This window comes from Noviherbaspirillum denitrificans, from assembly GCF_002211445.1.
In the GTDB taxonomy this organism is placed as follows: Bacteria; Pseudomonadota; Gammaproteobacteria; order Burkholderiales; family Burkholderiaceae_D; genus Noviherbaspirillum; species Noviherbaspirillum denitrificans.
On record NZ_LSTO01000001.1, the window covers coordinates 346,776 to 366,830 of the forward strand.

The following is a 20,055-nucleotide window of genomic DNA, read 5'->3' on the forward strand; positions in this document are numbered from 1 at the left end:
ATGGGCATGTATCCCGCGAAGATCACCAATGACCGCCCCGCTGGCGTCCTCGAAATCCGATGGCAGGACGGTTTTCTGCAACGGCTGGGAAACGGCTTCCTGCGCGAGAAATGCCAGTGCGCGAGCTGCCGGTCGTCACGCGAGCAGCGCAACGAAACCATCGTCGCAGGGCCGGCACTGCGCATCGACGGCATCGTGCCGGTGGGCTCCTATGCCGTGCAGCTGATTTTCAACGATGGACACATGCGCGGCATTTTCCCCTGGCTTTACCTGAGGCAGCTGCGCGACGACCGGTTCGCGTGGGATATGGTTAGCGAATGAGCAGCGGGCCGGCGATCAGCAGCCAGGTCAGTCCGGCCAGCGCCAGCGCCAGGAACACGGCGGCGCTGCCGAAGTCCTTCGCATTCTTCGACAAGGGATGGCGCTCGAAGGAGATTCGGTCGACGACCGCCTCGATTGCCGAGTTGATGAGTTCGACGATCAACACGAGCATCAGCACGGCGATCAGCGCGATTTTTTCGAGCACCGACACCGGCAGGAGCAGCGCGACAACCACGCCGGGAACGACGAGCACCAGTTCCTGGCGGAACGCATGCTCGCTCTTCCAGGCGGTGCGGAAACCATGCATGGAATACAAAAAAGCGGCGTAAATCCGCTTTACGCCGCTTTTGCTCTTGAACTCGCTTACCTGTTGTTGATGCTGTGTCATCGTCGCTGTTTGTATAACTCGCGGAATGTCTTGCCGCTTGGCGCGGGCATTTCGCGATAGTCGGTCCATCCGCCGGCGAGTGGCAATTTCGATATCGTCTTGCCATTGCCCGCCATCATGCGCATGAAGCGTACACCGATTTTGGTGGCGAGTCGATAAAGCGCCGGGCGTTTGGCGACGAAAGCCCAGAGCGTCAGGCTGAGCCGCTCGGCCTTCGGGCGCAGGTTTTGTTCCACCTGCTTTTCGCGCAGCTTGCGCAGCAAGTCCGGCAGAGGAATCTTCACCGGGCAGACGACGTGGCATTCTCCGCACAAGGTCGAGGACTGCGGCAGGTCGATCGCATTCTCGATGCCGACATACGAAGGCGTCAGCACGCTGCCCATCGGTCCCGGGTATACCCAGCCGTAGCTGTGGCCGCCGATCTTCTGGTACACCGGGCAGTGGTTCATGCAGGCGCCGCAGCGAATGCAGCGCAGCATCTCCTGGAAGTCGGTGCCGACGAGATTAGTGCGGCCCGCATCGACGAGCACGAAGTACATGTGCTCCGGTCCTTCCACGTCCGCTTCGCGCTTCGGACCGGTGAGCAGGGAAACGTAGTTGGTGATCGACTGGCCGGTGGCCGAACGCGGCAGCAGGCGCAGCACGGTCGCGAAATCTTCCAGCGTCGGCAACACCTTCTCGATACCGGTGACGACCACATGCACCTTGGGCGGCAGGATGGTGCACATGCCCTCGTTGCCTTCGTTAGTGACGATGGCGACCGAACCGGTTTCGGCAATCACGAAATTGCCGCCGGTAACGCCCATGTCGGAAGACAGGAACTGCGGACGCAGCATCTCGCGCGCCTCGCGCGTCATCTGCGGGATGTCGGTCAGGCGCGGCCGGTTGTGCACGCGGGCGAACAGATCCGAAATCTCGTCCTTGTCCTTGTGCACCACGGGCGCGACGATGTGCGACGGCGCCTCGTTGTTGTTGATCTGCAGGATGTATTCGCCGAGGTCGGTCTCGACCGGCTGCACACCGGCGGCTTCCAGCGCCTTGTTGAGCGCCATTTCCTCGGACACCATGGATTTGGACTTGGTGACCTTCTTTACGCCGTGCTTCTTCGCGATCTCGACCACGAGGCGCGATGCGTCTTCGGCGCTTTCCGCGTAGAGCACGGTCGCGCCGCGCTCGGTTGCCTTCTTCTCGAAGGTCTCGAGCCAGACGTCGAGGTTCTCGATGGCGCGCATGCGGCGTTCTTTCGCCGCGTCGCGGGTGCCTTCGAAGTCGTCCAGCTCCAGGATGGCGGACGCGCGGCCCGCGACCCATTTGGTGGACAGTTTCTTGAGGTTGGCCTGCAGGCGCTTGTCGGCCAGCTTTTCGCCCACGCGGGCCTTGAAATGCATCGACTGGACTTGCATCACGCGTCTCCCGCCAGGACTTGCGCGACATGCAGCACGCGCGTGGTGTTGTCGCCGGTGCGGCGCAGGCGGCCCTCGATATTGAGCATGCAGCCGAGGTCGCCGAGCACTACTGCTTCCGCGCCGGAATCCTGGATGTTCTTGCACTTTTCATCCACGATGGCCGCGGACACGTTGCCGTACTTGAGCGAGAAGGTGCCGCCGAAGCCGCAGCACTGGCGGTGGTCCTTCATTTCCTTCACGGTCACGCCTGCCTTTTCGAGCAGCGCGCGCGGCTGCTTCTGCACGCCCAGCTCACGCAGGCCGCAGCAGGAGTCGTGATAGGTCACGGGGCCCTTGATATTGTTCTTGCCTTCTCCGGGAAGCTTCTCGATCTTCACGACGTTGTACAGGAAGTCGGTCAGCTCGAAAACGCGCGGCGCAAGACGCTGCATGCGCGCCAGCCACACCGGGTCATCGGAAAACAGGTCGGTGTAATGCGTCTTGACATGGCCGCCGCAGGAGCCGGAGGGGATGACGACATAATCGAAGCCTTCGAATTCCTCGACGAACTTCTCGGCCAGCGCGCGCGCCGCCTTGCGGTCGCCCGAGCTGTACGCGGGCTGCCCGCAGCAGGTCTGGTTTTCCGGCACGACGATCTCGCAGCCGGCGGCTTCGAGCAGCTTGATGACGGAAAAGCCGATTTCCGGCCGCATCATGTCTATCAGGCAAGTATGAAAAAATCCGACGCGCATCACGCTGTCCTCAAGTTGGCAAGGCTCCATTATGTGCGCCCCCGCGCCTTGTGGCCACGTTTGCTACGGATGAAATAATTTAGAGTCTTCCTCCAAATAATTTTCGCCCGACTTTTTCATTTTTTCACCATGTGATATAAAGAGGGCTTATTGCAACGCACCAACCACGATATGAAACCAGAACAGACTGCCGAGAGCAGCCAGATTTCGATCCAGGTGATCGAACGGATGATCTCGCTGCTGGACGCCCTCGCCCAGTATCCCGACCCGGTGAGCCTGAAAGAGCTGTCCACCGTGACCGGCCTGCATCCGTCCACCGCCCATCGCATCCTGAACGACCTCGTCGTCAAGCGTTTCGTCGACCGCGCCGAAGCCGGCTCCTACCGCCTCGGCATGCGCCTGCTGGAGCTGGGCAATATCGTCAAGAGCCGCCTGAACGTGCGCGAAGCCGCGCTGGATTTCATGCGCGCCCTGCACCGCAAGACCCACCAGACCATCAACCTGTCCGTCCGCCAGGGCGACGAGATCGTCTACATCGACCGTTCCTTCTCGGAACGCTCCGGCATGCAGGTGGTGCGCGCCATCGGTGGCCGCGCGCCGCTGCACCTGACTTCGACGGGCAAGCTGTTCCTGTCGGCGGACGATCCGAAGCAGGTGCGCGCCTATGCCACCCGCACGGGACTGGCCGGCCACAACAAGAATTCGATCACCGACCTTGCCAAACTGGAAAGGGAATTGAGCCTGGTGCGTGCCCGCGGCTATGCGCGCGACAATGAAGAACTGGAACTCGGCGTGCGCTGCATGGCTGCCGGAATCTACGACGACTCGGGCAAGCTGATCGCCGGCTTGTCGATTTCCGCGCCGGCCGACCGCTTGCAGGAAGAATGGGTCGAAGACCTGGTCAGCACTGCCGGCCAGATCTCGGCAGTGCTTGGTTACGTGCCGGAAGGCGCGGCGGCCTAAGCCACTCGCCGGTACAGCCCCTGCCCTTCGGCGAGCGCCTTGTAGCGCGAGACGAAGGGCGCCCAGTTCAATCCCTCTCCATCCCCCACGCTCAGGATGCCGAACAAGGGCATGCTGTCGTAGAACAGCTGCAACGTCCGCCGATGCAGCGCGGCACCAAATTCCGCGAGCGCATTCCTGCACACGATGAGTTGAAATTCATTGAACGAGGCATCCGTCGCCAGGCTGTACTGCGCCCAGGTCACGTTCGAACGCAGCACGCTGCTGAATACACCCCTGCCGTGCTCCTTGTGGCAGTAATCCGAGAACGCCGCCCGTCCGCCGCACTTGCGGTAGTTCTCCGCGTATTCCGGCCAGCGGTCGAGCGAAAATTCACCGGCCTTGGCCTCTTCCAGCAGCGACTCGTTCGCAGCCGTCGCAAAAATCTGCGTCTTGTCGTGCAAGCCTTCCTCAGCAAGGAGGATAGCGAGCGAGCAGACTTCTTCCGGCGCCACGCATTCCGCTACCCAGATCCTGGGCGAGGGGCAGGAGCGCAGCCACGGCACCATTGCCTCGCGCAACGCATGGAAGTAGGCCGGATCGTCGAACATCCCCGCCGGCTGCGCACTCAAGGTCCTCAGCAGGATTTCACTCGATGCAGGATCGTGCATCACCCTGTCCTGCAGCAGCGACACCGTTTCCACCCCTGCCCCGCGCATCAGCGCATGCAGGCGCCGCCTGACGTGTTCCCGCCGGTAGCCGCGGAAATCCTGCCCGAAACGCCGATACACGCCTTCGAGCAGGAGGTCGATCTCCAGGTCCTCGACGCTTTGCTTCAGGTCCGTCACGATAGCCTCTACTGGTGCAGCCATACCCGCATCAGCGAGAGCAGTTGCGCTACATCCACCGGCTTGGTGATGTAATCCGATGCGCCGGCGGCCAGGCATTTATCGCGGTCGCCCTTCATCGCCTTCGCCGTCAACGTAATGATCGGCAGCGACTTGAACTTCGGTATTGCCCGGATTGCACGCATGGTGTCGTAGCCGTCCATCTCCGGCATCATGATGTCCATCAGGACGATCTCGATTGTCGGGTCCTTCTCCAGGACTTCGATGCCGTCCTTGCCGTTTTCCGCGAACAGCACCTTCATCTGCTGGCGCTCTAGCACCGAGCTGAGCGCGAAGATGTTGCGCAGGTCGTCATCGACGATCAACACCTTGCGCCCCGCCAGTCCGCCATCCTCGACGTGGATGTCTTCCAGCATGCGCCGCTGCAGTTCAGGCAGGCTGATCGGCGAACGATGCAGGAACAGCGCGGTTTCGTCGAGCAGGCGCTCGGGCGAGCGCGCGTCCTTGACGACGATGGTCTTGGCGATACGCTTCAGACGGGTGACGTCCTTGCGGCTCAGGTCGGTGGCGGTGTACACGACCACCGGCAAGTCGCGCAGCGTGATGTCGTCGCCGATCCGGTCCAGCAGGTCGAAGCCGCTGATATCGGGCAGACTCAGGTCGAGCACCATGCAGTCGAAATGTGTCGAGTGCAGCGAGTCCATCGCTTCCTTGCCGGAACTGACGGCGACGATATGTACGTCATCCGATCCGATCAGGTCCATGATCGCTTCGCGCTGCATCGGATCATCCTCCACCACGAGCAGGCTGCGCTTGCCGCGGACGAGGAACTGCTGGATGCGTGCAAACTCTTCCTGCAGTCGCTCCCGGCTGACGGGCTTGTGCAGATAGGAGATCGCGCCCTGCCGGAGCGCACGTTCTCGCTCCTTCAGGTTGGTCATCACGTGCACGGGAATGTGCCGCGTGCCTGGATCGCGCTTGAGGCGGTCGAGTACCGTGAACCCGTCGATGTCAGGCAGGTCGATGTCGAGCAGGATGGCCGCAGGCAGGTAATCCCGCGCCAGGGTCAGCGCGGAGTCGCCACTGTGCGTGACAATGCCCTTGAAGTTCTTTTCGCGCGCATGCTCGAGCAGCACGCCGGCGAAACGGATGTCGTCCTCGACGATCAGCACCGAAGGATCGCCCGGCGCGATCAGTGCCCGATCGTCTGACGTTGTTTCATAGGGCAGTTCCAGCACCTCGGCGTCCACGCGCGGCACGCTCGGTTCGTCGACATTCACCGTCTGTTCGAGCGTGTGGATAATGGCCTGCCGCACCACCATGCCCGGCCCCGCACTCTGCTGCAGGTCGTAATTGACGAAACCGGAACGGTTGTACGGCAGGTACAAGGTAAATGTGCTGCCGCCGCCCACCTCGCTCTCGACGCGGATTTCGCCACCCAACAGGCGGGCCAGCTCGCGGCTGATCGACAACCCGAGGCCGGTGCCGCCGTACTTGCGTGCGGTACTGCCATCGGCCTGCTGGAAAGCTTCGAAGATCAGTTGCAGCTTGTCGGCCGGAATGCCGACGCCGGTATCGGTCACCGAAAACGCGAGGACGGCATCGGCCTGGTTCAGGTTTGGATGGTCGTGCGTCCATCCCGAGCGGGCCATGCCGATCTTCAGGGAAACTTCACCGCGGCTGGTGAACTTGAATGCATTCGACAGCAGGTTTTTCAGGATCTGTTGCAGGCGCGTGGTATCCGTCATCATCGCCACCGGAAGATCCTCGGCCAGGTCCACCGAGAAGTTGAGCTGCTTGGCCTCTGCCATGTGACGGAAGGTGCGCTCGACATAGCCGGACAGTGTGCGGAAGCGGTATTCGCTGACTTCCAGCGTTACCGTACCAGACTCGATCTTCGAAAGGTCGAGGATGTCGTTGATGAGCGTCAGCAGGTCGCTGCCGGCGCCGTAGATGGTCTTCGCATACTCGACCTGGCGTTCGCTCAGGTTGCCTTCCGGGTTGTCGGAAAGCTGCTGCGCGAGGATCAGCAGGCTGTTCAAAGGGGTGCGCAGCTCATGCGACATGTTCGCGAGGAACTCGGACTTGTACTTGGACGACAGTGCGAGCTGGGTTGCCTTTTCTTCCAGCGCGAATTTCGCCTGTTCCACTTCGCGGTTCTTGCGTTCCACCTCGATGTTCTGCTCGGACAACAGGCGTGCCTTTTCCGCCAGCTCAAGGTTGGTCTGCTGCAGCTCCTGCGCCAGCGATTGCGACTGGGTGAGCAGCGATTCGGTCCGGCTGTTGGCTTCGATGGTATTCAACACCACACCGATCGATTCCATCAGCTGGTCGAGGAAGGACAGGTGGGTTTCCGTGAAGCGGTCGAGCGACGCGATTTCGATCACTGCCTTGACCTGCTGTTCAAACAGGATCGGCAGCACGACAATATTTGTTGGCGGCGCTGCGCCGAGCCCCGACGATATCTGGATATAGTCGCGCGGCACATTGGTCAGCCACACGCGCTGCTTCTCGACCGCGCACTGGCCGACCAGGCCTTCGCCCGGCAGGAATGACGTCGGCAGCTTGCGGCTGGAACGGTAGCCGTAGCTGGCGATCATGCGCAGGCGCGCATCGTTCTCCTGCGAATCCATCATGTAGAACACGCCATGGTGCGCACTGACCAGCGGCGCGAGTTCCGACAGGATCAGGGTGGTCACCGCGGACAGGTCGCGCTGGCCCTGCAGCAGGCGGGTGAAACGCGCGAGGTTGGTCTTCAGCCAGTCCTGCTGCGCATTCTTTTGGGTGGTCTCCTTCAGGTTGCGGATCATCTCGTTGATGTTGTCCTTCAGGTCCGCCACTTCGCCGCGCGCTTCCACCTGGATCGAACGCGAGAGGTCGCCGCGCGTTACCGCCGTCGCCACTTCCGCGATCGCGCGCACCTGCGTGGTCAGCGTCGCTGCCATCTGGTTCAGGTTTTCGGTCAAGTCCTTCCAGGTACCCGCCGCGCCCGGCACCGATGCCTGGCCGCCCAGCTTGCCTTCCACGCCCACCTCGCGCGCCACTGTGGTTGCCTGGTCGGCGAACACCGCCAGCGTGTCGGTCATTTCATTGATGGTGTTGGCCAGCGCCGCGATCTCGCCGCGTGCTGCCACGGTCAGCTTCTTCTTCAGGTCACCGTTTGCAACCGCCGTCACCACGCCGGCAATACCGCGCACCTGCGCGGTCAGGTTCGCCGCCATGAAGTTCACGTTGTCGGTCAGGTCCTTCCAGGTGCCGGCGGCGCCTTCGACCTGCGCCTGGCCGCCGAGCTTGCCTTCGGTACCCACTTCGCGCGCCACACGCGTCACTTCCGATGCGAACGAGGACAGCTGGTCCACCATCACGTTGATGGTGTTCTTCAGTTCCAGGATTTCGCCCTTCACGTCCACGGTGATCTTCTTGGACAGATCACCGCGTGCCACCGCCGTCGTCACTTCCGCAATGTTTCTTACCTGGCCGGTGAGGTTCGATGCCATGAAGTTCACGTTATCGGTCAGATCCTTCCAGGTACCCGACGCACCCGGCACGTTCGCCTGGCCGCCGAGACGGCCTTCGGTACCCACTTCACGCGCCACGCGCGTCACTTCCGAGGCAAAGGAACGCAGCTGGTCCACCATGGTGTTGATGGTGTCTTTTAGCTGAAGGATTTCGCCGCGCACGTCCACGGTAATCTTCTTCGACAAGTCGCCGTTCGCCACCGCCGTGGTCACGTCCGCGATGTTACGCACCTGCGAAGTCAGGTTGCCCGCCATCGAGTTCACCGAGTCGGTCAGGTCCTTCCATGTACCGGCCACGCCCGGCACATTCGCCTGGCCACCCAGTTTGCCTTCAGTACCCACTTCACGCGCGACGCGGGTCACTTCCGATGCGAATGAAGAGAGCTGGTCCACCATCACGTTGATGGTGTTTTTCAGTTCGAGGATTTCGCCCTTGGCGTCAGCGGTAATTTTCTTCGACAGGTCGCCCCGCGCCACTGCGGTGGTCACTTCGGCGATGTTTCGCACCTGGCCCGTCAGGTTGGACGCCATGAAGTTCACGTTGTCGGTCAGATCCTTCCACGTGCCGCCCACACCTTTCACATGCGCCTGGCCGCCCAGCTTGCCCTCGGTACCCACTTCACGCGCCACACGCGTCACTTCGGATGCAAAGGAATTCAACTGGTCCACCATCACGTTGATGGTGTTCTTCAGTTCGAAAATCTCGCCGCGCACGTCCACAGTAATCTTCTTGGACAAGTCGCCGTTCGCCACCGCCGTCGTCACGTCCGCGATGTTACGCACCTGCGCAGTCAGGTTGCCGGCCATCGAGTTCACGGAGTCGGTCAAATCCTTCCATGTACCCGCCACGCCCGGCACGTTCGCCTGGCCGCCGAGTTTGCCTTCGGTACCCACCTCACGCGCCACGCGCGTCACTTCGGATGCGAATGCGTTGAGCTGATCCACCATCACGTTGATGGTGTTCTTCAGTTCCAGGATTTCGCCCTTTGCGTCGGCGGTAATCTTCTTCGACAAGTCACCGTTTGCCACAGCGGTCGTCACGTCGGCAATGTTACGCACCTGCCCGGTCAGGTTGCCTGCCATCGAGTTCACCGAATCGGTCAAGTCCTTCCACGTACCTGCTACACCCGGCACGTTCGCCTGGCCGCCGAGCTTGCCCTCCGTACCCACTTCACGTGCCACGCGGGTCACTTCCGATGCAAACGACGAAAGCTGGTCCACCATCACGTTGATGGTGTCTTTCAGTTCGAGAATTTCGCCCTTCACGTCCACCGTGATCTTTTTGGACAGGTCGCCGCGCGCCACCGCCGTCGTCACTTCCGCAATGTTGCGCACCTGGCCGGTCAGGTTCGACGCCATGAAGTTCACGTTATCGGTCAGGTCCTTCCAGGTACCGCCGACGCCCTTCACCTGCGCCTGTCCGCCCAGCTTGCCTTCCGTACCCACCTCGCGTGCCACGCGGGTCACTTCCGATGCAAACGAAGAGAGCTGGTCCACCATGGTGTTGATGGTGTTCTTCAACTCCAGGATTTCGCCCTTCACGTCCACGGTGATTTTCTTGGACAGGTCGCCGTTCGCCACTGCAGTAGTCACGTCGGCAATGTTTCGCACCTGGCCGGTCAGGTTGCCCGCCATCGAGTTCACCGAGTCGGTCAAATCCTTCCAGGTGCCCGCCACGCCTTTCACCTGCGCCTGGCCACCCAGCTTGCCTTCGGTACCTACTTCGCGCGCCACACGGGTCACTTCCGATGCAAACGAAGAGAGCTGGTCCACCATGGTGTTGATGGTGTCCTTCAGCTGGAGGATTTCACCTTTCGCGTCGGCGGTAATCTTCTTGGACAAGTCGCCGTTCGCCACTGCTGTCGTCACTTCCGCGATGTTTCGCACCTGGCCCGTCAGGTTGGACGCCATGAAGTTCACGTTGTCGGTCAAATCCTTCCACGTGCCGCCCACGCCGGGCACGTAGGCCTGTCCGCCGAGCTTGCCTTCGGTACCGACTTCGCGTGCCACGCGTGTCACTTCCGAGGCAAAGGATCGCAGCTGGTCCACCATGGTGTTGATGGTGTCCTTCAGCTGGAGGATTTCGCCACGCACGTCCACGGTGATCTTCTTGGACAAGTCGCCGTTCGCCACCGCCGTGGTCACGTCGGCAATATTGCGCACCTGTGACGTGAGGTTACCCGCCATCGAGTTCACCGAGTCGGTGAGATCCTTCCACGTCCCCGCGACGCCGGGCACGTTCGCCTGGCCGCCGAGCTTGCCTTCAGTACCCACTTCGCGCGCCACGCGCGTCACTTCCGAGGCAAAGGAAGAAAGCTGGTCCACCATGGTGTTCGCCGTCGACGCCGCCCGCAGGAACTGGCCTTTCAACGGCCGTCCGTCCACATCGAGCGACATGGTCTGCGACAGGTCGCCTTTTGCCACCGCACCGATCACGCGCGCCATTTCCGTCGTCGGGCGCACCAGGTCATCGATCAGCGTATTCACGGACTTGACGATGGTCGCCCATCCGCCTGCGGCGCTTGGTACCGATGCCCGCTGTGTCAGCCTGCCCTCGCGGCCGACCACTCGGCTCACCTCGGTGATTTCGCGCGCCAGCTGCTCGTTGGCTTCCATGATGTCGTTGAGCGTGTCGGCGATCTTGCCCGCAAGGCCGGTCAGGTCCGACGGCATGCGCGCCGAGAAGTCTCCCTTCTTCAGTGCCGTCAGCACCCCGAGCAGCACCTTGTCGTCCAGCTCATCCCTCAACTCAGTCCTGGTGTCCATCATGTGTCTCCATCTGTTTCATATGTGCCGACCCAGCAGCGCGAGTGCCGCATTGCCGTCAGAGCGGCATGCGGCATTCGCTTCTGGTGGTGGTTACTTGCGTAGAAATGGCCGCCAAACCGAGGCATGCCAAGCGGCATTTCCAAGAAGAAATTAAACAATTATTGTGGTCCAAACATCATGGACGGACAACAAAGAGAGGCGGCGGCAAATCAGCTAACGAACCGATCATTGATAATTCTCAACGGGCTTGTTGAAGCAGCAATGTGCTGCATCCGAATAGGGAGGTTCAGTCGCGCGGCGTATCGGCGGTAAGAGGTTTGCCGCGGCGTGGCGAAATCGGGCGCTTGGGTCGCACGCCGGTCTTTTTCAGCGTGTCGGAAGCCCTGCGCTCCAGGAGTGTGGGCGAATTATCCGTCTCGATCCGCATTGTTCCGCCACCGGCTTCTCCCTGCGGCAGGGGGACGGATATCGTAAGCGCAGTGCCGGAATCGGGCGCCGTCTCGATCGTCAGGTCACCGCCAAGCGTGCTGATGCGTTCCTTGATGCCGACGAGGCCGAACGAATTTGCCTTGCGCCGGCAACCGGGGAAGATGCCGACGCCGTTATCCGACACCGTCATGAGGAGCCGCTCGCCAGTCTCTTGCAGTTCAATCTTCGTCCTCGTTGCCCGGGCATGGCGGAAGACGTTGTTGAGCGACTCCTGCAGGACGCGAAACAGTGCCGTCGCCCGGTTGTCATCGACCACGACTTCCGCCTCGGGCATCACCAGCTCGCAGGCGATGCCTGTGCGGCGCTGGAATTCCTTCACCTGCCATTCGATTGCGGCATTCAGGCCAAGGTCGAGCACCGTCGGGCGCAGGTTGTTGATGATCGCCCGCATGGCCTTCATGGTGCTGTCGATATGCTCGAGTACCGCATGCACCTTACTGTTGAGCTTGGGATGCGTGGTGCCGGTGCGCGCATGCAGCATGGCAATGTCGATGCGCAGCGCGAGCAGGTTCTGCCCCAGCTCGTCGTGGATCTCGCGCGCGATGCGCTTGCGCTCGTCTTCCTTGATGCGTTCCTGGTAACTGGCCAGCTGGCGCAATTCTTCCTGCGACTGGCGCAGCGCTTCTTCCGCCTGCAGGCGTTCGTTGATGTGGTCAAGGTCCTGCTTGCGCTGTTCCTGCAAATCCTGGTTGAGCTTTTCGAGCTCCAGCTTCTGCCTTTGCAGCTGCAGGTTGTTCCGCGCGAGTTCCACGAACACCGATACCTTGGTCTGCAGGATCTGCGGAATGATGGGCGTGAACAGGTAGTCCACCGCCCCCTTCTGGTAGGCCTTGAGCCGGTTCATTTCATCCGCATAGTGCGCGGTGATGAAGATGATCGGCACCGACGCCGAGCGCGGATGGGAGTGGATCGCCTCGGCGGTCTCGAAACCGTCCATGCCCGGCATGCTGACGTCGAGCAGGATGACCGCGAAGTCATGATTGAGCACTTCGCGCAAGGCTTCTTCACCCGAACGAGCGGTGATGACGCGGTAGCCCTTGCCGTCGGTATCGAGCAGGCTCGCCAGTGCAAGCAGGCTCGCCGCATCGTCGTTGACCAGCAGGACTTTTGGAGTAAACACGTCTCTGAATGTGATCTTGACTGAAAGAAAAGCGGCCCGGTCGCCGCTCCCTGCGCACGGGCTGTTGCCCGGATCGCGTCGCGGAGCCCGAAGGCCGCTTTGTGTGGGCACCTTCTGCCTTGTCTGGATGCAAGAAAGTGACCAATTGTTTCTCGACCCAATGTAACACAGATAAGAAAAGCCGGTTGTGCAACACCTGCACAACCGGCTTCTTATACAACAGCGCCTGAACTGATGCGGCGGACTGCGGTGATTGTTACATTCGCGGCCGCTTCAATTGCGCGATCTCAACTCTGGCGCGCACCATTGTGTGAAGCGGCCTGGGGACGGGAAACCTCGAGCCACTTGCGTACACGACTGGCATCGGCCAAGCGAGACTCTTTGCCCTTGGAGTCGAGGAAGACCATCACGACCGGACGGCCTTCGATACGCGCCTGCATTACCAGGCAACGACCCGCCTCAGTGATGTAGCCGGTCTTTTGCAGTCCGATATCCCAATCCGAATTCATCACCAGCCGGTTGGAATTCATGTAGTTCAACTGGTAACCACCTGCATCCACCGCATAGCGGGAATCGGTCGAGTATTCGCGGATGACCGGATGCTGGGAGGCCGCTACCACCAGTTTGGCCAGGTCGCGCGCACTGGCGACGTTCTGGCTAGACAAACCGGTGGAGTCGACGAAATGCGCATCCTTCATGCCCAATGCGCGCGCCTTGGCGTTCATTGCGGCAACGAAGGCCGGCAGACCGCCAGGGTAGTGGCGTCCGAGCGCAGATGCCGCGCGGTTTTCGGAACTCATCAGCGCGATGTGCAGCATGTTGGCACGCGTCATCTGCGAACCCACCCGCAGGCGGGAATGGCTGTTCTTTTCGCGGTCGATGTCGTCGGACGTCACTTCCAGCACGTCGTCCATGTTCTGGCGCGCTTCAACGACAACGAGTGCCGTCATCAGCTTGGTGAGGGAAGCGATCGGCAGTGCATAGCCGGAATTCTTTTCGAACAGCACCTGCGCGCTTGACTGGTCGATCACGAAGGCTGCGTTGGACTTCAGGGAAAGCGCGTCGCGTGTATGGTGCAGGCCCGCCATGTCGCCAGCGGTCAGCACGGGTGCAACCGGGGCTGCTGCGGGCGCGGGCTGCGTGAAGGCCACACGTTGGTAAGAGTGTTTTTCTTTCGCGGCAACATGCTTCTTCGCATGGGAGTCGCGCTTGGCATGTTTTGCCGGCTTGGTAGTAGCCTTGGCATGTTTTGCCGACGGCTTACGGGGAGCGGAGGCTTTTGCCTTGGCAGATGATTTCTTGACGGCCGTTTTCTTGGCCGACGATTTGCTGCCGGTCGCGGCCTGCGCAGCAGGAACTGCCACGACCAAAGCCAGACATGTCACGACGATTCCCAGCGCTGTCCTGAGCATCTGCACCCTCCCTAATTCTTGCGAGCCGGCATTATATCTTGCAGTCTAGCAAAATAGTGAAATTCAGCAAGCGAATTAAGTAGTTAGCGCCGGAATTTAAACAATTTTCTAATCGATAATTGAGGTTCCACAACCGCTATACCTCCTCGCAACCTTGGAAGGTCGCGAGGAGGTATGGTTATTCAACAAATTTGGCGAACTGGGCGACCGGGACGCGTTCCGTGACGAGCGTATTTTCGATCTTGTCCATGTCCGCAAAACCCAGCGACATTCCGCACACCACCATTTCCCCGGAAGGCAGGCCGAGGTGCTTTGCAATGATCTTGTGGAACTGGGTGAACGCCGCTTGCGGACAGGTATCGAGGCCGCGACCGCGGGCCGCCACCATGATGTTCTGCAGGAACATGCCGTAATCGAGCCAGGAGCCCTGCTCCATGATCCGGTCGATGGTGAAGATCAAGCCGACGGGCGCATCGAAGAAGCGGTAATTGCGGCCGTGCTGGGCATGCATGCCCTCCTTGTTGTCGCGCGAGAGGCCGAGCAGGGAATACAAGTCCCAACCCACCTTGCGCCGGCGGTCGATGTACGGCGACGCCCACTCGCGCGGGTAATACGCATACTCCTCCGCGTGCTCCTTCGCGATTGCCGGGTCGTTATGGGCGGCAAGGATGTCCTCCGACAGCCTCTCCTTGGCTGCGCCGGTCAGCACATAAACCTTCCAGGGCTGGGTATTGGTGCCGGACGGCGCGCGCGACGCGACGTCGAGGATGGCCTCGATGTCCTCGCGTGCAACCGGGGTCGGGAGGAAGGCACGGATCGAACGGCGCGAGGTGATGGCCGCGTCGACCAACTTCTGTTCGTTGGACTCGATCATTCTGTCACCGTGATGGTTTGCAAAAGCGCGCGCATCGGCTCGGGAATGGCGGCCGGACGGCGCGACTCACGGTCGACGTAGACATGCACGAAATGCCCCTGCGCGGACGCACTCTCTTCATCTTCGCGGAAGATGCCGACTTCGTAGCGCACGCTGGAATTACCGAGCTTCGTCACGCGCAGGCCGGCCGTGACACGCTCCGGGAAGGCGACCGACGCAAAATAATTGCACTGCGTCTCGATCACGAGGCCAATCACATTGCTGTGCTCGATGTCGAGGACATCATTGGCGATCAGGAACTGGTTCACCACCGTATCGAACCAGCTGTAATACACCACGTTATTGACGTGCCCGTAGGCGTCGTTGTCCATCCACCGCGTCGTGATGGTATGGAAATGATTGAAGTCACTGCGTTTCTTTGCTTCCGGTCGCATTGTTTACTTTCTCACTACTAGAGCCACTCCAATGACGGCCAGCACCATGCCGAGCATGCCGGTGATGCTGAACGCCTCCCCAAACATCGCCCACGCCATGACCGCAGTCGTTGGCGGGGTCAGATAAAGCAGGCTGGTCACCTGCGTCGCCGCGCTCTTCCGGATGAGCGCGAACAGCAGGAAGATCGCGCCGATCGACAGCGCTAGCACGGACCAGAGCAAGGCGCCGATAAAGTTGGCGGTCCATTGCACATTGCTCAGGCTTGCATCGAGGTGTTCGAATGCGATGGCAAACGGCAGCACCACGACAATCGATGCCGCGAACTGGATCACCGTACCGGTACGCAAGTCGAAGCTGGCGCAATAGCGCTTCTGATACAGGGTGCCGGTTGTGATCGACAGCAGTGCAAACACGCACAGTGCGATGCTCTGCCATGACAATCCGATCATCGAAATCTTGTTTGCGACGACCAGGGCGACGCCGCAGATGCCGAACATCAAACCGATCCACTGCCGTCCTCGCACTCGTTCCCCGACCAGCGGCGCGGCGAATGCGGTCAGGATCGGCTGCATCCCCACGATCAGCGCCGACAGCCCTGCAGGCATACCGATCTTGATTGCGCACCAGACGCCGGCAAGATAGCCCGCCTGGACCAGGATGCCGGCGAACGCGATATGCCGCATCCTGCCGACCGGCCACGGCGCCCGCATCAGCCACATCAGCGGCAACAGCACAATCAGCACACCGGCGAATCGCAACAGCAGGAACGTCAGCGGTTCTGCATATGGCAGGCCGAACTTGGCGACAATGAAGCCCGTGCTCCAGATGAGCACAAAGACGAATGGCATGGCCGCCATCCACGGGCTTTGTGGTTGATGTTCGGCCGCGAGGGAACCGGAACGTGAAGAAGGTGCGGCAGCAGTCATGCGTGTTCTCGACAGTATTCGGATGCGATGCCGATAGTCTGGACATGCACTGCCACGGTGTCTTGTATGTTTTTGCCGTAACCGCCGGCCATGGTGACTGCCACCGGTATTCCACGCTCACGCATCTGGTCGAGCACCATGCGGTCGCGCGCCGCAAGTCCCGCCATCGACAACTTCAGCCGGCCGAGACGGTCTCCCTCATGCGGATCGGCGCCAGCGAGATAGATGATCAGGTCGGGGGAAAAACGGCTGAACATGATGCCCAGCGCGTCACGCAGCGCATCGAGGTAATCGGCGTCGCCCGTTCCATCCGGAAGCGCGACATCGAGGTCGCTGCACTCCTTGGAAAAGGGGAAGTTGTTCTCGGCATGCAGCGACAGCGTGAAGACGGATTCGTCGCGCGCAAGGATGGATGCGGTGCCGTTCCCCTGGTGCACATCGAGGTCGACAATCGCCACATGGCGCGCCCTGCGCTCGGCCTGCATCAGGCGCGCGGCAACGGCGGAATCATTGAATACACAAAATCCTTCGCCGCGGTCCGCATACGCGTGGTGGGTGCCGCCGGCAAGGTTGGCAGCGACGCCGGACGCAAAGGCCGCGCGGCAGGCGGCGATGGTGGCGCCCGCCGAGCGCCGCGAGCGCTCGACCATCTGCGGCGACCACGGGAAGCCGATGGCCTTTTGCTCGGCCGGCGCAAGAAGGCCCGTCGAGACGCGGTGGATGTAATCGGGATGATGCGCCAGCGCCAGTACGCCATCTGTCGCGGGCTGCGCTTCGTGCAGCTCGAGGGAGGGCACCGCCTGCAGCGCGCCTTCGCGCACCAGCCGGTATTTCTGCATCGGGAACCGGTGTCCTTCAGGGAGCGGCAGCACGAAATGGTCGCTGTAGAAGGCTTTCACGGTTGACGTTAACGTAAAGGGCGAAAGGCAAAGTGTAGCACGCGCTGCGGCGCGACATATTATTGCAAGAGTGTCAATTATAAATTGCCACAGATCAATTTATTGACTTGGATGCTGTTTTTTGGTGCTACGCAACAAAATGTGTTGACACAGCAAAATTTCTCCTTAAAATAGGCTTTGTTGCGACGCACAAAAGATGTCTGATGGTTGCGTCCCACTCACTTCTTGACCAATCACTGCACTCTTGAGGAGCCACCATGTTTGCAATCCCCGAGCAATTCTCCGCCGCTTCCAAAGCCAACTTCGAAGCCCAGCTGTCGCTGATCTCCGCTCTGACCAACAAGGCGTTCGAAGGCGTTGAAAAGATCGTCGACCTGAACCTGAACGTGGCGAAGGCTTCCCTGGAAGAGTCCAGCGCAACCGCCAAGCAACTGCTGGCCGCCAAGGACGCACAAGAGTGGCTGACCCTGGCTGCTGCACAAGCACAGCCGAATGCTGAGAAGGCACTGGCCTACGGCCGTCACCTGGCCGGCATCGCTTCCGGCGTGCAAGCTGAATTCACCAAGGCCGCAGAAGCCCAGATCGCTGAAACCAGCCGCAAGGTCCTGGAACTGGTCGAAGAAGTCTCCAAGAACGCACCGGCCGGCTCCGAAAACGCCGTCGCCATCCTGAAGACCGCAATCGGCAACGCCAACGCCGGTTACGAGCAACTGACCAAGTCCACCAAGCAGGCTGTCGAAACCATCGAAGCCAACCTGAACACGGCTGTCAGCCAGTTCACCCAGCCGGCCGCGAAGGCCCGCGCTGCAAAGAAGTAATAGCTGAGAATTAATGCAAGACCGGCGCACCGGATGCAATTCCGGAGCGCCAGATGGAGAAGCGATCCAATCGGTACCTTGGCCTCCTCCTCTTAAGGTACCGCTTTGAATGCCCTGGTTTCCAGGGCATTTTTTTCGTCCCTACTATTTGCTTCCCTTTGCGATCGCGCGTGCAAGGATGATCACCGGAACGAAAGCAATCATGACGATCGTGAAGGCCGGCAGCGCCGCTTCGCCGAGACGTTCATCCGACGCAAGCTGGTGGGTGATCACGGCCAGCGTGTCGAAATTGAAGGGACGCACCGTCAGCGTTGCCGGCAGTTCCTTCACCACATCCACAAACACCAGCAAACCCGCCGTCAGCACGCTGCGCCATAACAAGGGCGCGTGGACGCGCAACAGCATCGCCGCCAGGCCATGCCCGAGGATACGCGCGCTGGCATCCATGCTCGGCGTGATCTTGACCAGTCCCGCCTGCACGCTCTGGTAGGAAACGGCCAGGAAGCGGACCAGGTAGGCGTATACGAGCGCCACCACGCTCCCGGTCAGCACAAAACCGAGGCCACGGTCCGCGCCCCATGCATCCAGGCGCGAAAGCGGAATCAGGATACCGACGGCAATGACAGCGCCCGGCACCGCGTAGCCCATGCTTACCACCCGGTTGCATGCCGCCTGGAGGCGGCTCTTGGTCACCCGTGCGGCATAGGCGAGCAGGATGCAGATCAAGACGGCGATCAAGGCAGTCGCACCGGCCAGCACCACGCTGTTCTTCAACCATTCGACATACCGGCTGCCAAGGACAACCGTCTCCTCCCGCAGCATCAGGCGCAGCAGGATCGCCAGCGGGATCACGAAGCCGAGCAGGACAGGCACCAGGCAGAACAAGGTGGAACCCCAGCCGCGCCAGCCGCGCAGGATCATCGGCAGCTGCATCTTGGTGCGGCTGCCGACGGCGTAATAGCGCGCCCGGCCACGGCTCTTCTGCTCAAGCAGCATCAGCGCCGTCACGGCCAGCAGCAGCACCGCCGCGAGTTGCGCCGCCGCCGTGCGATCCGAGAAGGTGTACCAGGATTTGTAGATGCCCGTCGTCAGCGTCGGCACGCCGAAGTAAGCTACCGCGCCGTAGTCGGCCAGCGTTTCCATCAGTGCCAGCGCGATGCCCGCCACCGCTGCCGGGCGCGCCAGCGGCAGGCTCACCTTCACAAAGGCATGCCACGGCCCCATGCCGAGCGTGCGTGCCGCGTCCCACATGCGCGGACTGCGTTCGAGGAAGGCATTGCGGGCGAGCAGGTAAACATAGGGATACAGAACCATGGCAAACAGGATGCCCGCCCCGCCCACCGAGCGGATCGGCGGAAACCAGTAGTCCCCGGCCTGCCAGCCGAAGCTGGCGCGGAGCGCCGACTGGACCGGCCCGGAAAACTGCAGGAAGTCGGTATAGGCATATGCCACCACGTACGCGGGCATCGCGAGCGGGAGCACCAGCGCCCATTCGAATACGCGCTTGCCGGGAAAGTCGAACACCGCGACTAGCCACGCGCAGCCAACCCCGCCTGCACCGGCCAGTACCGCAACGATGGCTGCAATCGCGAGACTATTGGCCACGTATTCAGGCAAGACCGTCGACCACAGGTGCGCAAACGTCGCACCTGTTTCGGCATTCTGTCCGGCAAACAGGTTGGACAGGACGCCCAGGATAGGCACGCCCACCAGGATGGCGACCGCGAGCGACGCGACCAGCAGCACCTGGCTGCTGCCCTTGCATGAACGGCAAGGGCGCAAGGGGGTTTTACGCATGGAATTCCACTATGAACTGTACGGTTTCTGTGAATGAGAATTATAATCAATATCGAATTACGCCCATGCAATTATTCGCAGCCCGCCCATGAACGCACCCTTCCCCATCCACAGCCATCTCAAGGTCGACGCCATCAAGGTTGGATACCCGGTCGGCCGGCATATCCAGGAGATCGTGCACGGGCTGACATTCGCGCTGGCGCGCGGCGAAATCGGCTGCCTGCTTGGTCCTTCCGGCTGTGGCAAGACGACTGTGCTGCGTGCGATTGCCGGTTTCGAATCCGTGCTGGCGGGACAAATCTCGCTGGGCGGACGGGAGCTGAGCAGCAAGGGTTTTACCGCCTCTCCAGAGACCCGGCAGG

At 61.1% G+C, this 20,055-nt stretch carries 16 protein-coding genes; 4 read left to right on the plus strand and 12 right to left on the minus strand.

Annotation, left to right across the window (positions count from 1 at the left end; all coding sequences use genetic code 11):
* Positions 1-321 (plus strand): gamma-butyrobetaine hydroxylase-like domain-containing protein, encoded by a 321-nt coding sequence (locus AYR66_RS01725; protein WP_088706077.1) that lies wholly within the window; start codon positions 1-3, stop codon positions 319-321.
* Here the strand turns inward: AYR66_RS01725 and AYR66_RS01730 are convergent.
* From AYR66_RS01730 to AYR66_RS01740, 3 genes are read right to left on the minus strand one after another with little or no spacing between them, the layout of a single operon-like run.
* Positions 311-709, minus strand: coding sequence for a diacylglycerol kinase (locus tag AYR66_RS01730; protein ID WP_088706078.1), 399 nt, complete (start codon positions 707-709; stop codon positions 311-313). The genes AYR66_RS01725 and AYR66_RS01730 overlap by 11 nt on opposite strands.
* A complete protein-coding gene (locus tag AYR66_RS01735) occupies positions 706-2,112 on the minus strand; it encodes a LutB/LldF family L-lactate oxidation iron-sulfur protein (RefSeq protein WP_088706079.1) in 1,407 nt (468 codons plus the stop codon). Before AYR66_RS01735 ends, AYR66_RS01730 begins: the two co-directional genes overlap by 4 nt.
* The gene (locus tag AYR66_RS01740) at positions 2,112-2,846 is read right to left on the minus strand and encodes a (Fe-S)-binding protein (RefSeq protein ID WP_088706080.1); all 735 of its coding nucleotides are present in this window, start codon (positions 2,844-2,846) and stop codon (positions 2,112-2,114) included. The genes AYR66_RS01735 and AYR66_RS01740 overlap by 1 nt, the downstream gene beginning before the upstream one ends.
* Before the next feature lie 171 nt (positions 2,847-3,017).
* Here AYR66_RS01740 and AYR66_RS01745 point away from each other — a divergent pair, with 171 nt between their 5' ends.
* A complete protein-coding gene (locus tag AYR66_RS01745) occupies positions 3,018-3,809 on the plus strand; it encodes an IclR family transcriptional regulator (protein ID WP_088706081.1) in 792 nt (263 codons plus the stop codon).
* On the opposite strand, the gene AYR66_RS01750 is transcribed toward AYR66_RS01745, so the two are convergent.
* The 8 genes from AYR66_RS01750 to AYR66_RS01785 form a co-directional block, all read right to left on the minus strand.
* The gene (locus AYR66_RS01750) at positions 3,806-4,660 is read right to left on the minus strand and encodes a CheR family methyltransferase (RefSeq protein ID WP_170942034.1); all 855 of its coding nucleotides are present in this window, start codon (positions 4,658-4,660) and stop codon (positions 3,806-3,808) included. The two genes, AYR66_RS01745 and AYR66_RS01750, sit on opposite strands and share 4 nt — an antisense overlap.
* Entirely contained in the window at positions 4,645-10,923 is a 6,279-nt protein-coding gene (locus AYR66_RS01755) for a HAMP domain-containing protein (RefSeq protein WP_088706083.1), read from the minus strand. Before AYR66_RS01755 ends, AYR66_RS01750 begins: the two co-directional genes overlap by 16 nt.
* A 286-nt stretch (positions 10,924-11,209) precedes the next feature.
* Entirely contained in the window at positions 11,210-12,532 is a 1,323-nt protein-coding gene (locus AYR66_RS01760) for an ATP-binding response regulator (protein ID WP_088706084.1), read from the minus strand.
* Positions 12,533-12,819: 287 nt separating this feature from the next.
* Positions 12,820-13,944: a D-alanyl-D-alanine endopeptidase gene (pbpG, locus tag AYR66_RS01765; RefSeq protein WP_088706085.1), complete on the minus strand. Its 1,125-nt coding sequence runs from the start codon at positions 13,942-13,944 to the stop codon at positions 12,820-12,822.
* Positions 13,945-14,122: 178 nt separating this feature from the next.
* Positions 14,123-14,818, minus strand: coding sequence for a nitroreductase (locus AYR66_RS01770; protein WP_088706086.1), 696 nt, complete (start codon positions 14,816-14,818; stop codon positions 14,123-14,125).
* Positions 14,815-15,252: an acyl-CoA thioesterase gene (locus tag AYR66_RS01775; protein WP_088706087.1), complete on the minus strand. Its 438-nt coding sequence runs from the start codon at positions 15,250-15,252 to the stop codon at positions 14,815-14,817. The genes AYR66_RS01770 and AYR66_RS01775 overlap by 4 nt, the downstream gene beginning before the upstream one ends.
* Positions 15,253-15,255: 3 nt before the next feature.
* Positions 15,256-16,110: a DMT family transporter gene (locus tag AYR66_RS01780; RefSeq protein ID WP_234815002.1), complete on the minus strand. Its 855-nt coding sequence runs from the start codon at positions 16,108-16,110 to the stop codon at positions 15,256-15,258.
* Positions 16,111-16,175: 65 nt separating this feature from the next.
* Positions 16,176-17,078 (minus strand): histone deacetylase family protein, encoded by a 903-nt coding sequence (locus AYR66_RS01785; protein WP_088706089.1) that lies wholly within the window; start codon positions 17,076-17,078, stop codon positions 16,176-16,178.
* A 257-nt stretch (positions 17,079-17,335) separates the two neighbouring features.
* Here AYR66_RS01785 and AYR66_RS01790 point away from each other — a divergent pair, with 257 nt between their 5' ends.
* The gene (locus AYR66_RS01790; protein ID WP_088706090.1) at positions 17,336-17,896 is read left to right on the plus strand and encodes a phasin family protein; all 561 of its coding nucleotides are present in this window, start codon (positions 17,336-17,338) and stop codon (positions 17,894-17,896) included.
* Between the two features lie 144 nt (positions 17,897-18,040).
* Here AYR66_RS01790 and AYR66_RS01795 read toward each other — a convergent pair whose 3' ends face one another.
* Positions 18,041-19,693, minus strand: coding sequence for an ABC transporter permease (locus AYR66_RS01795; RefSeq protein ID WP_088706091.1), 1,653 nt, complete (start codon positions 19,691-19,693; stop codon positions 18,041-18,043).
* An 88-nt stretch (positions 19,694-19,781) separates the two neighbouring features.
* On the opposite strand from AYR66_RS01795, the gene AYR66_RS29230 reads away from it, so the two are divergent.
* On the plus strand, positions 19,782-20,055 hold a 274-nt coding region (locus AYR66_RS29230; RefSeq protein ID WP_206047019.1), incomplete at its 3' end, for an ATP-binding cassette domain-containing protein.

Coding starts and splice junctions, on each gene's coding strand:
- AYR66_RS01725 (WP_088706077.1), top strand. CDS start 1: ATGGGCATGTATCCCGCGAAGATCACCAATGACCGCCCCGCTGGCGTC.
- AYR66_RS01730 (WP_088706078.1), bottom strand. CDS start 709: ATGACACAGCATCAACAACAGGTAAGCGAGTTCAAGAGCAAAAGCGGC.
- AYR66_RS01735 (WP_088706079.1), bottom strand. CDS start 2,112: ATGCAAGTCCAGTCGATGCATTTCAAGGCCCGCGTGGGCGAAAAGCTG.
- AYR66_RS01740 (WP_088706080.1), bottom strand. CDS start 2,846: ATGCGCGTCGGATTTTTTCATACTTGCCTGATAGACATGATGCGGCCG.
- AYR66_RS01745 (WP_088706081.1), top strand. CDS start 3,018: ATGAAACCAGAACAGACTGCCGAGAGCAGCCAGATTTCGATCCAGGTG.
- AYR66_RS01750 (WP_170942034.1), bottom strand. CDS start 4,660: ATGGCTGCACCAGTAGAGGCTATCGTGACGGACCTGAAGCAAAGCGTC.
- AYR66_RS01755 (WP_088706083.1), bottom strand. CDS start 10,923: ATGATGGACACCAGGACTGAGTTGAGGGATGAGCTGGACGACAAGGTG.
- pbpG (WP_088706085.1), bottom strand. CDS start 13,944: ATGCTCAGGACAGCGCTGGGAATCGTCGTGACATGTCTGGCTTTGGTC.
- AYR66_RS01770 (WP_088706086.1), bottom strand. CDS start 14,818: ATGATCGAGTCCAACGAACAGAAGTTGGTCGACGCGGCCATCACCTCG.
- AYR66_RS01775 (WP_088706087.1), bottom strand. CDS start 15,252: ATGCGACCGGAAGCAAAGAAACGCAGTGACTTCAATCATTTCCATACC.
- AYR66_RS01780 (WP_234815002.1), bottom strand. CDS start 16,110: ATGGCGGCCATGCCATTCGTCTTTGTGCTCATCTGGAGCACGGGCTTC.
- AYR66_RS01790 (WP_088706090.1), top strand. CDS start 17,336: ATGTTTGCAATCCCCGAGCAATTCTCCGCCGCTTCCAAAGCCAACTTC.
- AYR66_RS01795 (WP_088706091.1), bottom strand. CDS start 19,693: ATGCGTAAAACCCCCTTGCGCCCTTGCCGTTCATGCAAGGGCAGCAGC.